This is a genomic window from Kitasatospora sp. NPDC004799 (assembly GCF_040609095.1).
GTDB lineage: Bacteria > Actinomycetota > Actinomycetes > Streptomycetales > Streptomycetaceae > Kitasatospora.
The window spans coordinates 1-13,717 of sequence record NZ_JBEXJK010000223.1 but is presented as its reverse complement, the minus strand read 5'-3'; the positions used below and the strand labels follow the sequence as shown (position 1 = coordinate 13,717).

The following is a 13,717-nucleotide window of genomic DNA, read 5'->3' as shown; positions in this document are numbered from 1 at the left end:
CGCGAAGGCCGCGTGGGGCAGGGCGAGGGCCATGGTTCCTGCGGCGGCGAGAGCGCCGAGGACGGTCGCGAGGCGTCGCATGAGGACTCCTTGGGCGAAGGGCCCGGGCCGGTGTCATCGGGGTGACGGGGGCCACCGCTTCGGTGCGAGCAGGAAGCGGGTGCGCGCCGCGGCCAGGGCCGCGCCCCTGTGACAGTGCAGGGCTGGAACCCCGCGGCTTCCAACCCTGCGTGCTGTTCGCGGTGTTGTCGGCGTGCGCGTGGACGCAGCCGGTCGGACACGGGCGGACGGGTGCCGCCGGTCGTGTGCCGGTGAAACGCCTGTGGGGCGTAGGGGCTTCGGCTTGGGGTCGGGGCCGTGGAGTCCACGACACCGCCCCCGGTACCGGCCCGGACCCTCCGCAGGCCGGGGCAGCGCATGGTTCTGTTCGTGGTGGGGAGTGTCTTTTGCGCTGCTGGGCGCCGTGATGCTGACCGGCGGGGAGACCGCCGCCGGCCCCGCGGGCGCGGTCCTCTACGCCGTGGTTCCCGCGGGCGGTGCCTGGACGGCGTTGCGCAGCTGTGTCACGGGGGTGCGGATCGAGTCCACGGGTCCCACCGAACGCGGCCCGGGACGCTCGCGAGCCGTTCCGTGGTGCGTCATCAGCGCGGTCGACACCGGTGACGGCTGCGGTCCGGCCCCGGGCCGAGGCTCCCCCCTGACACGGGCGGTCTGCCGACGCGTCCGCCCCCTTCACTCCCTGCGTGGACAGGCCCGTGCCGAGCGTGATCGCCACCGCCGGACCGGTCAGGACCCGACCCCGGTCGTGCAGCGGGTGGCACCCCGCGCCGCAAGCACACGCGCCGCGCGGCGGGCAGCGGTGTGCTCCCCGCCGCGCGGCGGATCCGGTTGCTCAGTCCTCCGATCCGGCGGCGACCGTCTCGTAGGCGTATCCGTCCCGGCGAAGCGCCCGCACGAGGGCTTCGACTTCGACGGCGGTTCCCAGGGGTTGCCCGGCCTTCGCCGCCTTCAGCCTGCCGATCGCCTCGGCCGGGCCGCAGTCGAAGATCTCCCGCAGGTGGCGGGCCGCCGCGACGGTCCCGTCCCGGCCTTCCACGAGCCGGGCCCGGAATCCTCCGAACGTCGCCAGCAGTCCCTGCCTGACGTCCTCCGGCCCGGGCCCGTCGCCGTAGTCGTCACTGACCAGACCGCAGTTCTCGCACTGCCATTCGTCGAACCAGCCGAACCCCTCGGCCACGATCTGCTGGCCCCGCGAGCCCGTCACGCCATGACCGCACATGCCGCAGGTCAGCCGGTAGTCGAGCGCGCGGTAGATCACTTCCTCTTCCCGCTCCCGTTCCACCCACGGATGTTCCTGTACCTGTGGACGATCCCATAGAACGTGTCCGCCCGGGCGAGGCGGACCGCGTTCCGGGCCCCCGACGGCCTGGGGCGGTGCTGCCTGACACAGGCCTGCGGCCGTTCGAACCAGCCGTGGTACAGCTCCTCGTGAACGACGGTCTCGCGAACACCGTTCCGGCCGGAGAAGCGGTAACCGCCGATCCGGACCGGCTGCCCGGGACCGGAGAAACCGGTTCGGACCGTCAGGCTGTACGCGGATTCGACCCGGACCCGGATGCGCGGGAAGCCCCGCCCCCTGAGACCGTCACCACAGCCGGGGAACACGGTGAAACACCGAGGCCGGAGCCGGCAGGCCCGGTCAGGGCCGGGGCCCGGAGCCCGGAGCCCGGCGGATCGAACACCTGAAGACCTCGGCACAAAACCTCCGCCGGCCAAATCCCGTGCAGCAGACGAAGAACCCGGACCCCGCACCCGGCACCGGAAGTCGGCCCGTCCGACTTCCGACGCGCCCCCAGCACCAGCGGTCACGGCGAGCAGCCTGCCGCCACCACACCCCAGGGAGCGGAAAGTCGAACCCGCCGACTTCCCGCTCTCCCCCGACCCGCTTCCCGAAAACACGGGCCTCCGGGGCATGGTCCCCGAAGGCACAGGCCTCGGGGCATGGGACGCATCAGCCCACGGGACCGCACGTGCAACGAGAACCGCCACCAGCCAGATCCCGCACAACGGGCGAAGAGCCCGGACCTTTCCTCGGCACCGGAAGTCGGCCCGCCCGACTTCCGACGCGCCCCCAGCACCAGCGGTCGCGGCGAGCGACCTGCCGCCGACACGCCCCGGGGAGCGGGAAGTCGAACCCGCCGACCTCCCACTCCCCACTCCCCCGCAACACCCCTGGAAGCCCCGGCCTGGGGTCCTGAAAGGGGTCGGCCTGCAGGGCCGGGGCGCAGCGGCGGACCCTCCACCGACCGGGTCCCGCACAACGGACGAGGACTTCAGACCAGCCCCTGCCACCGGCACCGGCACCGGCACCGGCACCGGCACCGGCGATCAGCCTGCCGCCAACACGCCCCGGGGAGCGGGAAGTCGGACCCGCCGACCTCCCACTCCCCCACGCCCCCCAGGAACGTGTCAGAAAGTTCGTGAAAGTCCGTGATCCGGAAGGCCGGCCGGGGCCTGGTCGAGGGCTCTGACCAGCCGGAACGGACAGGACATGGGCGAGATGGAAGGGCCGGTCGTTGAGCCGGTCGGTCGTCGAGCGGTTGATGGACCGCGCGGACGCCTCGGGAGCGGCCCTGCTCGGCGAGGGCGGGTTGCTGACCCAGGTCACCAGGGCGGTGCTGGAGCGGGCTCTGGACGCGGAGATGACCGAGCACCTGGGCTACGAGAAGCACGACCCGGCCGGCCGAGGCTCAGGAAACAGCCGGAACGGGACGTTGCCGAAGACCGTGCTGACCGACGTGGGGACGGTGACGGTCGCGGTGCCCAGGGATCGCAACGGTGACTTCGAGCCGCTGCCGGTGCCGAAGAACTCCAGACGGCTGGCGGGGTTCAACGAGCGGTTCCTGTCGCTGTACGCGACATCCGCTCCCACCTCGCCCGGATCTACGGGGTCGAGGTCAGCGCGGACCTGATCAGCAAGGTCACCGACGCCGTCACCGACGAGCTGGCCGCGTGGCAGAACCGGCCGCTGGACGCGGTCTGGCCGATCGTCTGCATCGACGCGCTGTGGGTGAGGATCCGTGCCGGATCGGTGAGTTCGAAGCCGGTCTACCTGGCGGTCGGGGTGGACATGGACGGCCGCAAGGATGTCCCGGGCCTGTGGGTCGGCGCCGAGGGCGAGGGCGCCACCACGTGGATGGCCGTGCTGTCCGAGCTGCGGAACCGGGGCGTGGAGGACGTGTGCATCGTCTGCTCAACTCCCGGCTGCGGAAGGCAACCCGCAACCGCGGCCACTTCCCGACCGAACAGGCCGCGCTGAAGGTGCTCTACCTGGCCGTGCGGGAGCTGATCAACCCCAGAGCGCGCGACGTCAACCACGTCGCCGCACACTGGAAGGAAGCGCTGAACCAGTTCTCACTCTTCTTCGAGGACCGGCTCAGCATCCAATGACCGCACGGCACTTACACGAAGTCCCTTACACGCCCGCCCCCCACGCCATCCTCGGAGGCGCGGCCCGGGAGTGCGGGAGGTACCGGTCTGCGGGGACGGGGCGCAGCGGCGGGCCCGCGCGGTGGGTGGAGGGCGCGGGCCGTGGCGTCGGTGCCGGGGTGGCGGTACCGGGTGGCGGGGCCGGGGGTCGGGTTTCGGGGGGCGGGGCCGGCGTCCGTCGGCGTCCGTCGGCGTCCGTCGGCGGGTCAGGGGTGGAGGGCGGTGGGGAGGTCGGTGAGGGTGTGCAGGACGTGGACGGCGGGGTGGGTGGGGGTGCGGGAGGCGGTGCGGTCGAGCCAGAAGGGGTGCAGGCCCGCGTCCAGGGCGCCGAGGGCGTCGAGGGTGTAGTTGTCGCCGACGTGGGCGACCTGGTGCGGGGGCAGGCCCAGTCGGGCGCAGGCGGCCAGGAAGATGCCGGGGGCGGGTTTGGCCTCGCCGTGGTCGTCGGAGCAGACGATGGCGGTGTCGGGGAAGTGGTGGAGCAGGCCGGTGGCGTGGAGTTTGCGGCGCTGGTGGCCGGTGGAGGAGTTGGAGACGATGCCCAGGCGGTGGGTGGCGGCCAGGACGGTGAGGGTAGGGGCGGCGTCGGGGAAGGCCTGCTGGGCGGCGTCGCGGTGGGCGGCGTAGGCGGCGAACCAGGCGGCGGCCGCCGCGTCGGGCAGGGCGGCGGTGTCCTCGCCGAGGCGGGCGAGGAAGCGGCGCACGCGCTCGCGCTGCTGGCCGGTGAAGGTCAGCTCGCCGGCCAGGAACCGCGTGTACTGCTCCTCGGTGACCTCGCGCCACAGCGCGACCGCCGCCCGGGAGTCGGGCAAGCGGCGCAGCAGGTCGAGGCCGCGCAGGTGGGCGAGGACGGCGCGGCGTTCCGAGCCCGTGTAGTCGACGAGGGTGTCGTCGACGTCGAAGAGCACGGCGCGGATCTCGGTCACGGGCGGATCCTCCTGAGGCCGGCAGGCCAGGGGTTGAAGACCGGGCCGACAGGCCCGGAGCTGAGGGGCGGGGCCGACGGGCCAGGGATGAGGGCTGGGCTTGACGGCCGGGGGCCGATGGGCCAGGTGGGGCTGACGGGCGGGGGGTTGAGGGCCGGGGCCGACGGGCCCGGGCCGGGGGGGTGAGGGCCGGGGCTGACGGGCTGGGGCTGACGGGCTGGGGGTTAAGGGCTGGGGGTTAAGGGACGGGGCCGGGGCTGAGGGGCGGGGCCGACGGGCCGGGGGGTGAAGGCCGGGGCCGACGGGCGGATCCTCCTGGGGCCGAGGGGCGGGGGCGGGGGTACGGGCAACGGGTCCCGGGGACGGGTACGGCCCGGGGCCGGGCGTGCCCGGGTTGCGGGCCAGGTGTGCCCGGGGCGCGGGCCGGGCGTGCCCACCTAGCGGGCGGGGGCGGTGGCGGCGGCGAGGAGGGCGTCGAGCAGGCCGGGGAAGCGGGTGTCGAGGTCGCTGCGGCGCAGGCTGACGAAGCGGTTGCGCCCGGCGACGCGGGTGGTGGTGACACCGGCCTCGCGCAGCACCCGCATGTGGTGGGAGACGGTCGACTTGTGGAGGTGCTCCAGGCCCAGGCCCCGCGGGTCGCAGGAGTGCTCCGCGCCGTCGGCGTAACTCAGCAGCAGGGTCATGCGCACGGGGTCGCCGAGGGCGTGCAGGAGGGTGACGAGGTCGATGTCGGTGGTGACGGGCTGGGGAAGCCGCTCGTCGTCGCGCATGGCGCACACTCCTTCAGGCCACGGGCAGGGCCGTGGACAAGGCCGGGCCCACGGCCGGACCGGGACCGGGCCGGGCCGCGGCCGGGGCCGCAGACGGGTCCAGGTCCGGTCGGGCCGAAGCCGCGGCCGGGCCGGCTCCGGGGGACGGATGGTTTGACAATCATCCACCAATCCCCGAGTGTTTGGCGAGCGTCAAACTGTTGCACATCCATCCAACAATCCGGCGGTCCGCCGCGACGGACCGCCCCCGCACCCCCCGGGGGACCCCTGCCGTGCCCGTCCCACTACTCCTGCTCGCCCTCGGCACCTTCGCCGTGGGCACCGACTCGATGGTCGTCGCCGGCATCCTCGGCCCGCTCTGCGCCGACCTCGGCGTCCCCGTGCCCGCCGCCGGCCAGCTCGTCACCGTCTTCGCACTCGGCTACGCCCTGCTGGCCCCGGTCCTGGCCGCACTCACCGCCCGCTGGCCGCGCCGACGCCTGCTGCTGACCGCCCTCACCGTCTTCACCGCCGCCAACGCACTCAGCGCACTCGCCCCCACCTACGGACTCCTGCTCGCCACCCGCGTCCTGGCCGCCGCCGGCGCCGCCCTCTACACCCCCACCGCCAACGCCGCCGCCACCGCCCTCGTCACCCCCCAGCGACGCGGACGCGCCCTGGCCACCGTCCTCGGCGGAATGACGGTCGCCACCGCACTCGGCGTACCCCTGGGCACCTGGATCGGACACACCGACTGGCGGATGACCATGTGGCTCGTCACCGCCCTGGGCCTGGCCGCACTCACAGGCCTGGCCCTGCTCCTGCGCGACCTGCCCGCCCCCACCGCCGCCCCCACCCTGCGCGCCCGCCTCGCCCCGCTGCGCCACGGCCCGGTCCTGGGCGCCGCGGCCACCACCCTGGTGTTCTTCCTCGCCTTCCAGAGCGTCTACATCTACCTCGCCACCGCCGTCTCCGGCGCCACCGGCGGCGACGCCGCACGCCTGAGCACCGTCCTGCTGACCTGCGGCGTGATGTCGGTGGCCGGCAGCTGGCTCGGCGGACGCCTCGTGGACCGCACCGGAGTACGACGGGTCCTGCTCGGCGGCTCCGCCGCAGCCGCCGCCGCCTTCACCGCCCTGCCCTGGCTGGGACGCACCATGCCCGGAGCACTGGCCTACGCCACCGTGGTCCCCCTCGCCGGCTGGGCGGTATCCGTCGCCCTGCCCCACCGCCTCGCATCCATCGACCCGGACAACGCACCCCTGCTCATCTCACTGAACAGCAGCGCCCTGTACCTGGGCACAGCAGCCGGCGGCGCAGCCGGATCCGCCGCGATCACCGTCCTGGGCGAACGCTGGTTCCCCCTCGCCGCAGCCGCACTGGCACTGACCGCATACACCGTCGCAGCCACCACCACCCACGACGAACACCCCACACCAACCCCCACCCCACAACCCCAAACCCAACCCGGAACCACACACACCTGAAAAACCGAGAACCCGAAAGCCCCCAGGCCCCGAAAGGCCAGAGGGCGTGAGAGGCCGAGGGGCGGCGAGCCGAGGACCGGAGGACCAGAGGACCGAAGGGGCCGAAGGGGCGGCGAGCCGAGGACCGGAGGGCCCGAGGACCGAAGGGGGCGCCGCCTCGGGCCGCCCGCACCCGTGGATCGGATGTCCGAGCAAGCGCAGCCGTTCCGTCGGGCTCCAGGCTCCCGCAGTTCCCCCAGTGAGGCAGCCGACAGGCACGGCGACGACAGGCCGGGCAGCAACGAGACGCTGGCCAGCCCGAGAACCGGAGGGACCGAGGAGCCGAGGACCGGAGGGACCGACGAGCCGAGGGGCCGAGGGCCGAGGGGCCGAGGGCCCGCGCCGTCCCGCGCCCGGCAGCGGAGCCAGGCACCCGGAGACCGCCCGCACCCCCGAGGACCCGCCACCGAACCCGTTCCAGGAACAGACCGCACCCGACAGGACGGCCCGCACCCGGCAGACCGCCGGACGCCCAGGGGCAGCCCGCACCCCTGAGGGCCCCGCAGCCGGGGACTGATTTTGTCGGGTCATAGGGGTTCAGGCACGGATTTCGTGAAGTCGATCGTGCTTCTGTGCGTACGGTGACGCCCAGTCATATTCAGGTGGATGCCTGATGCTGTCGGAGCGCGGTGAGCGCGTTACTGGCTATCTCGTCGGGTGTGCCAGCTGCGTCGACCGTGACGAGGAGCCCTTGCCTTTCGTAGTGCTGGGTGATGGGCTCCACCATCGCTTCGTAGCGGCTGAACCGACCGCGGATGCTCTTCTCTTCGTCATCCTCACGCTGATAGAGCCCACCGCCGCAGACGTTGCAGGCGCCATCGACGTCGAGGGTGTCCACCGCCGGCTCGTAGACGTGGGCCGAGTCGTTACGGCAGAGGCGACGGGCGGACTGGTGGCGTACGCGGCCCTCCACCTCCTGCTCGGGAAGGTGCAGGCGCAACACGCTGTCCAGGGGCGTGCCGAGTTCGTGGAGCAACTCGTCCAGAGCAAGCGCCTGGGCGGCGTTGAGCGGGTGCCGGTCGAGGAGGAAAGCCGTGGGGGCCGCCTGGCAAAGGTGGTCGCGGACGATCGCATTGATGATCTCGTCCGAGAGCGGCCTGCCGGAGTTCATGATCTCCGCGGACCGGATCCCCAGGTCGGTGCCCTGGCGGAAATGAGCGCGTATGAGATCGCTGAAGTTGATGCGCGGCACTGCCAGGGCCCGAGCCAGCGAATCGCTTGGCGTCTCCCGCCACCAGGCCGGTGGTTGCAAGATGGCGATGCGCATCGAACTCGTCGCCATCAGCGGCAGATCCAGTAGCTGTCGCGGATCGGGTGCTTGTCTTGCTCACCGGTCGAGCGAGTCACCACGACACCGCCGTCCTCGTAGGAGACCCGGTCGCCCACCGCGACGAACACCGGTCCGTCCAGCTCGACCTGAAAGTCGGCGTGGAGCAGGAACTCGCTGAGCAAAAGCATCCGTGGGACCGGGGTCACCCCATCGATATTCAGGCGCACGAACCAAGCATCCCGCAGGGGCCGGTGCCGCCGCGACTGGTTTCGGCCTGTCGCGGCGGCTGAACCGGGGTTGGGCATGGATTCGGTGAAGTCGATCAGCGAGCCGTGACGGTTTGTGGTCGGCGGCTGGCCGCGGTCAGGAGGAGCCGCTTGCGGAGCAGCGGTGGTTTCGCTCGGCCGAACATGCTGCGTTTGAGCGCCTTGAGGTCGTTGACGCGGCCCTCGACCGGCCCGGACGACCAGTCGGTGCTCATGCCGTAGACGACGGCGTCGAGGTCGGTGAGCAGTCCGGCGGCGAAGCCGGCCAGGCCGCCGCACCGCTCGTCCGCGCAGACGTCGGCGATCCAACGGGTCAGCTGGTCTCCTTCGCGGTTGGCCATGAGGGTCGCGAAGGTGCGGACGTGGCTGGCCGCGGCCGTGAGCCCGGGTGATCGGGCCAGCAGGATCTTGAGCTGCTGCTGGTCATCTTCGCCCAGGTGGTCGGGGTGGCGCATGATCCAGCTGGTGGCCTGGCGGGGCGAGGGTGGCCGGGCCATCGGTGGCGAGTCCACTGCGGCCGAACGCTCGGGCCGTAGCGGCCGGACGTAGTCGCGCAGGGTGCTGTAACTACAGCGTGCCCCGCGTTCCTGCAGTTCCCGGTGGAGCCGGGCCAGGTTCGTGCAGCCCTCGGCCATGCGCTGGTCGAGGTAGGGCTTGAAGCGATCGAGCTTACTGGTCCGGTTCTGCCACTGTCCGTGCAGCATCGCCTCGGGGCTGGCGGCGCGCGCGTACTTGCGGACCGTGTTGCGTCCGAGGCCGAGGCGCCGGGCGATCTCGCGCAGGCTGAGGCCCTGCTCGACCTGGGCGCGGACGGCGGCGTGGGTGTCGCGGAGCCGGTCGAGGAACTTCCCCTGCGGGTAGGGCTCGGGAGTGTCCTCGCCATCCTCGACGAGCTCGGTCAGCGGCGCGAGTTCGGGAGCCTCTGGGGCGGGCCGTTCGGGGGCAGGTGCAGGCGCGGGTTCGACGAGGTCACGCAGCAGGGCGCGGTGGCGGGAGACGAGGCGTTCGACGGCTTCGCCGAGGTTGTGCCAGACATGCCATTTGTCTGCACAGTGCTGGGCGTTGGGGGCTCCGGTGTGGGCGCCGTCCGCGAAAACCTGTGCGCGGTCGCGGCAGACGATCTCGACGCCGGGGTGCTCGCGCAGCCAGGCGGCGACGCTGTCCGCGTCGCGATCCGGAAGCAGGTCGTCGCGATCCGGAAGCAGGTCAAGGGGCTGGTGGGTCTCGCAGTCGACCAGGATGGTGCCGTAGCGGCGACCCTTCCTGGTGGCGAACTCGTCGATGCCGAGCACGCGCGGGGTCGCCCAGGCCGGGTCCGGCAGCGCCATGACCAGACGCAGGACGGTCATCCGGCTGATCGCAATGCCGAACAGCAGCGCGAGGCGGGCCACGGCCCGAGCGGCCAGGACGACGCCGAGGGCGCCGAGCATCCGCTGAAGGACCGGCGTCCGCCGGCCGTAGCGGCAGGTCAGCCCCTCAATCTGCTCGGCGAAGGTGACCCGCGGACAATCCCCGTTGTCGCAGAACAGCCGGCGCACCGACAGTTCGATCACCACGCCCCGCCCGCCGCACGGCGCGTCGGCCAAGCGCCGTCCATACCTGCTGTGCACCCGACCTGACGCAGTCTGGCAGCCCGGACACGACACCGGTACGTCCTCCAGCGTCGACGCCTCGATCACCACGTGTCCGTCCCGCACATCCATGCACTCGACCCGCACCCCTGCGAGATGCGGAAGCAGAAGGAACATCTCCTCACACGGGACAAGCATTTCACTAGAAGTGACGGAGCGTCACCCCGCGCACAGAAGCACGATCGACTTCACGAAATCCGTGCCTGAACCGTCATAGGGGAGCCACTGCTCCGGTGTGAATGAGAGCCGGGTCTAGGCCGTTCGTGGCGATGATGTACCCGACCGTGGCGGGTGTTCTTCGGCGATTTCGGGAGCCAGTCCGGCGAGTTCGGGAGCCACTGATCGGGTGACCCGGTGGGCGTGGGCGGAGTGTCCGCAGGGGCTCGGGTGGGGGTGTCGGCAGCTTGTCATCGCAGGCCCGGGTCGCCTCCCTGACAAGTCGCGGCCAGGGCCTCGTTCCCAGGCCGGTGTTCGGCGCCAGCTGGACCCCCGACAGGTCTGTTGTCGGTTGGCTGCGGTTTACTCACCGTCGTGGACACAGCGGAAACGTGGATCGAGAAGCTCGCAGCCGTCACAGGCTGGGAGACCACGAGGACCAGGACGATCGACTGGCCCTCGGTGGAATCGCGACTCGGCACTCCTCTACCGACCGACTACGAACTCTTGGCGGAGCGCTTCGGCTCCGGCGAGTTCACCGAGTATCTGTGGTTCTCGACGCCCGACTCGCCGAGCCCCCATCATGATCTGATCGAAGACGCCAAACGGCTTGGCGGTCAGGCCCTCGTCGACCCCGGGATCAGCGAGCTCTATCGCCCCTATCTGGTCTTCCCTGCCGCTGGTGGCCTGCTCAAGTGGGGCGACTCCGTCCAGGCTGACCAGTTCTACTGGTTGACCGAATCTGCCGATCCCGACGAGTGGCCGATTCTCGCCCGAGCACATGAGGACGTCGATGAATGGGAACGCTTCGACGGCTCCACCAGCGAGTTCATATACAGGATCCTTACGGACCCTCAGCAGCCCTTCTCAATAGCGATGTTCTTCGAAGCTCACGCCTTCGAGTCGTTCGAGCAGATTGGCGAGCCCGACAGCGAATGGGACGCCGATCCGTATCGGTAGGCTCTCGGACGAACGGGGTCCAGCTCTCCTGCTGCTGGTGGCGTGTCAGTGCGGGGTGGGGAAGAGAGACTCTTGGGTGGCCTGGTAGCGGTAGGACTCGGTGCCGGTCCGGATCAGGGTGCAGCGGACCGTGATCCGGCCGGCGATGGCCGCGCAGAAGCGGGCGTCGCCGAAGGTCCTGTCCCACTCGGTGAAGGGTGAGTTCGTGGCGACGGCAGCGGCCTTTCGCTCCTCGCGCTCGGTGAAGATCTGGAACAGCAGTTTCGCGCCCTTGCGGTCCGGGTTCAGGTAGCCGAACTCGTCCAGCTATGCCGATATCGGCACAGCTGGACCTATGCCGAGACGGCAACTACGCCGAAGGTGCACTCGAAAATCGCTGGTCCGACCTTCAGGACGCGGACCCGTCATCGGCACAGTCCTGGGTCAGGTCGTACTCATCGACGTCGAGGACGGCGCCGGTGAGGTGGAGAAATTCGAGCACGTCGCGGCCAAGATGCCAGCCGAACAGCTTCGGGGCCTCGGCCGGGGCTTCCCCAAGGGGATGCTCCTGCCGAACGGGTTCGTCGTTGAAGTAGCGCACAACCTCAAGGACGGCGCCCGGGCCTTGGGTGTCCTCGGCGTCCAGACGCCGAGCGAGAGCGGCGATGGCGTCGACGCGCGGGGTGAGGCGCTCAAGAACGCGGGCGATCTGCTCGTCGACGGACAGTCCCGGTTCACGGCAGACGATCTTCCAACGGTGCAGGACCGGGATCGCCTTGGGCTCGGAGATGCGGCTGCCGCGGACGGCCGATTCGTCGGGTTCCAGCCCGAGGACTTCGGTCATTTCCGCAGCGGAGGTGACGTGGCTGGACAACGCGAAGTAGACGTACTGATCGACGGACACGCAGGAAGGACAGGAGTCGGCTCGGTCCTGGGCTCGGCAATTTCGGCCCGATCGTGAGTTTCTGGATGCCCCTCACAGGCGGTCGAGGAAGGCGAGGACCCTGTCGCTGGGTCGGTAGCGTCCCGGGCGGGCGGTGACCGGTGCGGTCAGGACCAGGGCCTTCTCCATGATGGTCATGTCGGCGTGGACGTAGGCGCCGATGGAGCGGACGCCGGCGTGGCCGAGCCAGAGCGCGATAACGGCGGTGTCGACGCCGGCCTGCAGCAGCGACACCGCGCAACTGCGTCGCAGGACGTGCGGGTGGATGCTCTTGTCCAGCAGAAACGGGCAGGCTCGCGCGGCGGCCCGCCCGTGGGGGCTCAGGCGTTGGGCGACGGCATCGCGGCTGAGGCGCCGTCCGGCGCGGGTGCAGAAAAGGGGGTCACCATGGCATCCGGCGCGTTCGTTCACCAGGCGCCCAGGAGGTTCCGGACGGGGCGGTCGAGCGCGACGGTGCGCTGTCTGCGCCCCTTGCCCCCGCAGCGGACGGCGGCACCTTCACCCACGGTGATGTCGCCGCAGTCCAGGCTGGTGAGTTCGGTGACGCGGAGGCCGGTCTGGACGGCCGGTGCCAGCACGGCCTTGTCCCGTCGACCTTCCCAGCGTTTCGGAACCGGCGCGGCCAGCAGCCCGTCGACCTCCGGGCCGGTCAGGAACGTGACGGTCCTCTTGTCGAACCGCTTCGGCAGGACGTCCAGGACCCGCTGGACGAGCAGGGCGAGTTCGGGGTGCTGGAGCGCGGCGCAGGAGAACAGGGAACGGATAGCGGTCAGGCGGACGTTGCGGGTTCTGGTGCTGTTGCCGCGCTCGTCTTCCACATGGTCCAGGAACCCAGAGATCACGCCCGCGTTCAGGTCGTTCCAGTCCAGCTTCGCCGGGGCGGTCCCAGTCCGCTGCTGGACGAAGCCGAGCAGGACGCGGATCGCGTCGCCGTAGGCGGCGATGGTGCGCGGGCTGGCTTGGCACTGGCGGGCGAACCGCTCGGTGAAGAACACCTGCAGAGTGGGTGCGATCAGGGTCACGCGCGAGGCGCCTTCCGGACGCCGTCGCAGCGGGCCGCGGCCAGGGCGAGCAGTTCCGGGGCTCACGCCGTCGACCCCGCACCGGAACAGCCCCCACCCCGGCAAGACGCCGGCCCCCACCCCGGCCGCACCCCGGCCCGGCCGCACCCCGGCCCGGCGGCGCCCCCGCCCCGGCGCCCAGCCCCCCCCCCGCGCCCAGCCCCGGCCCGCCGACGCACCGGGCCACCGCCGGCGGCGTCAGCCCCGCAGGACCTCCGCCACCAGCGCACGCGCCTCCTCCTGCACCCGCGCCAGATGCCCCTCCCCCAGGAAGGACTCCGCATAGATCTTGTACACGTCCTCCGTCCCCGAAGGCCGCGCCGCGAACCACGCGTTCTCCGTACACACCTTGATCCCCCCGATCAACGCACCGTTACCGGGCGCCTTCGCATGGACCGCCGTGATCTCCTCCCCCGCGATCCGCCCACCCCCCACCCGCTCCGGCGACAACCGCGCCAACCGCGCCTTCTGCTCCCGATCCGCCGGCGCGTCCACCCGCGCATACGACGGCTCCCCATGACGCCCCGTCAACCCACGGTAAAGCGCACTGGGCGTCTCACCCGTCACCGCCGTGATCTCCGCCGCCAACAGACCCAGCACGATCCCGTCCTTGTCCGTCGTCCACACCCCCCCGTCCCGCCGCAGGAACGACGCCCCCGCACTCTCCTCACCACCGAAACCGATCGACCCCTCCAACAAACCGTCGACGAACCACTTGAACCCCACCGGCACCTCCACCAGACCACGACCCACATCCGCCG

Annotated in this window: 13 protein-coding genes and 2 pseudogenes; 3 read left to right on the top strand and 12 right to left on the bottom strand. The window is 71.4% G+C overall.

The window, feature by feature from the left end; all coding sequences use genetic code 11:
* Positions 1-892 precede the first annotated feature (892 nt).
* Positions 893-1,342 carry a hypothetical protein gene (locus tag ABZW03_RS25265; protein ID WP_355262496.1) on the bottom strand — a complete coding sequence of 150 codons (450 nt, stop codon included), beginning with the start codon at positions 1,340-1,342 and terminating at the stop codon, positions 893-895.
* Positions 1,315-1,974 (bottom strand): hypothetical protein, encoded by a 660-nt coding sequence (locus tag ABZW03_RS25260; protein WP_355262493.1) that lies wholly within the window; start codon positions 1,972-1,974, stop codon positions 1,315-1,317. The genes ABZW03_RS25265 and ABZW03_RS25260 overlap by 28 nt, the downstream gene beginning before the upstream one ends.
* 629 nt (positions 1,975-2,603) lie before the next feature.
* On the opposite strand from ABZW03_RS25260, the pseudogene ABZW03_RS25255 reads away from it, so the two are divergent.
* Positions 2,604-3,450 (top strand): annotated as a pseudogene (locus tag ABZW03_RS25255) (transposase).
* Between the two features lie 245 nt (positions 3,451-3,695).
* On the opposite strand, the gene ABZW03_RS25250 reads toward ABZW03_RS25255, so the two are convergent.
* The gene (locus tag ABZW03_RS25250; protein ID WP_355262490.1) at positions 3,696-4,415 is read right to left on the bottom strand and encodes an HAD family hydrolase; all 720 of its coding nucleotides are present in this window, start codon (positions 4,413-4,415) and stop codon (positions 3,696-3,698) included.
* 437 nt (positions 4,416-4,852) lie between these two features.
* The gene (locus ABZW03_RS25245; RefSeq protein ID WP_355262488.1) at positions 4,853-5,185 is read right to left on the bottom strand and encodes a transcriptional regulator; all 333 of its coding nucleotides are present in this window, start codon (positions 5,183-5,185) and stop codon (positions 4,853-4,855) included.
* Between the two features lie 272 nt (positions 5,186-5,457).
* Here ABZW03_RS25245 and ABZW03_RS25240 point away from each other — a divergent pair, with 272 nt between their 5' ends.
* A complete protein-coding gene (locus tag ABZW03_RS25240) occupies positions 5,458-6,651 on the top strand; it encodes an MFS transporter (RefSeq protein WP_355262485.1) in 1,194 nt (397 codons plus the stop codon).
* Positions 6,652-7,288: 637 nt separating this feature from the next.
* Here ABZW03_RS25240 and ABZW03_RS25235 read toward each other — a convergent pair.
* The 3 genes from ABZW03_RS25235 to ABZW03_RS25225 all read right to left on the bottom strand — a co-directional run bounded on the left by ABZW03_RS25235 (position 7,289) and on the right by ABZW03_RS25225 (position 9,974).
* Complete coding sequence (locus ABZW03_RS25235) at positions 7,289-7,957, bottom strand: nucleoside monophosphate kinase (protein ID WP_355262482.1); 669 nt, start codon at positions 7,955-7,957, stop codon at positions 7,289-7,291.
* Between the two features lie 14 nt (positions 7,958-7,971).
* Positions 7,972-8,148, bottom strand: coding sequence for a hypothetical protein (locus ABZW03_RS25230; RefSeq protein WP_355262479.1), 177 nt, complete (start codon positions 8,146-8,148; stop codon positions 7,972-7,974).
* Between the two features lie 134 nt (positions 8,149-8,282).
* Complete coding sequence (locus ABZW03_RS25225) at positions 8,283-9,974, bottom strand: ISL3 family transposase (protein ID WP_355262476.1); 1,692 nt, start codon at positions 9,972-9,974, stop codon at positions 8,283-8,285.
* A gap of 414 nt (positions 9,975-10,388) precedes the next feature.
* Here ABZW03_RS25225 and ABZW03_RS25220 point away from each other — a divergent pair, with 414 nt between their 5' ends.
* Positions 10,389-10,973: an SMI1/KNR4 family protein gene (locus ABZW03_RS25220; protein ID WP_355262473.1), complete on the top strand. Its 585-nt coding sequence runs from the start codon at positions 10,389-10,391 to the stop codon at positions 10,971-10,973.
* A gap of 45 nt (positions 10,974-11,018) precedes the next feature.
* Here the strand turns inward: ABZW03_RS25220 and ABZW03_RS25215 are convergent, their stop codons facing one another.
* The 5 genes and pseudogenes from ABZW03_RS25215 to ABZW03_RS25195 all read right to left on the bottom strand — a co-directional run.
* On the bottom strand, positions 11,019-11,279 hold the full coding sequence (locus ABZW03_RS25215) for an ATP-binding protein (protein ID WP_355262499.1): 261 nt from the start codon (positions 11,277-11,279) through the stop codon (positions 11,019-11,021).
* An 82-nt stretch (positions 11,280-11,361) separates the two neighbouring features.
* Complete coding sequence (locus ABZW03_RS25210) at positions 11,362-11,856, bottom strand: DUF4279 domain-containing protein (RefSeq protein WP_355262470.1); 495 nt, start codon at positions 11,854-11,856, stop codon at positions 11,362-11,364.
* A 72-nt stretch (positions 11,857-11,928) separates the two neighbouring features.
* Complete coding sequence (locus ABZW03_RS25205) at positions 11,929-12,306, bottom strand: tyrosine-type recombinase/integrase (RefSeq protein WP_355262468.1); 378 nt, start codon at positions 12,304-12,306, stop codon at positions 11,929-11,931.
* Positions 12,303-12,917, bottom strand: a complete 615-nt coding sequence (locus ABZW03_RS25200; RefSeq protein WP_355262465.1) for a site-specific integrase — start codon at positions 12,915-12,917, stop codon at positions 12,303-12,305. Before ABZW03_RS25200 ends, ABZW03_RS25205 begins: the two co-directional genes overlap by 4 nt.
* A 237-nt stretch (positions 12,918-13,154) precedes the next feature.
* Positions 13,155-13,717, bottom strand: a pseudogene (locus ABZW03_RS25195) (phosphoglucomutase, alpha-D-glucose phosphate-specific); the annotation flags it as partial.

What these genes read in the sequence shown, in the direction of transcription:
- ABZW03_RS25260 (WP_355262493.1), bottom strand. Translation starts at nt 1,974, where the DNA reads ATGCCCCGGAGGCCCGTGTTTTCGGGAAGCGGGTCGGGGGAGAGCGGG.
- ABZW03_RS25245 (WP_355262488.1), bottom strand. Translation starts at nt 5,185, where the DNA reads ATGCGCGACGACGAGCGGCTTCCCCAGCCCGTCACCACCGACATCGAC.
- ABZW03_RS25235 (WP_355262482.1), bottom strand. Translation starts at nt 7,957, where the DNA reads ATGCGCATCGCCATCTTGCAACCACCGGCCTGGTGGCGGGAGACGCCA.
- ABZW03_RS25230 (WP_355262479.1), bottom strand. Translation starts at nt 8,148, where the DNA reads ATGCTTTTGCTCAGCGAGTTCCTGCTCCACGCCGACTTTCAGGTCGAG.
- ABZW03_RS25225 (WP_355262476.1), bottom strand. Translation starts at nt 9,974, where the DNA reads ATGTTCCTTCTGCTTCCGCATCTCGCAGGGGTGCGGGTCGAGTGCATG.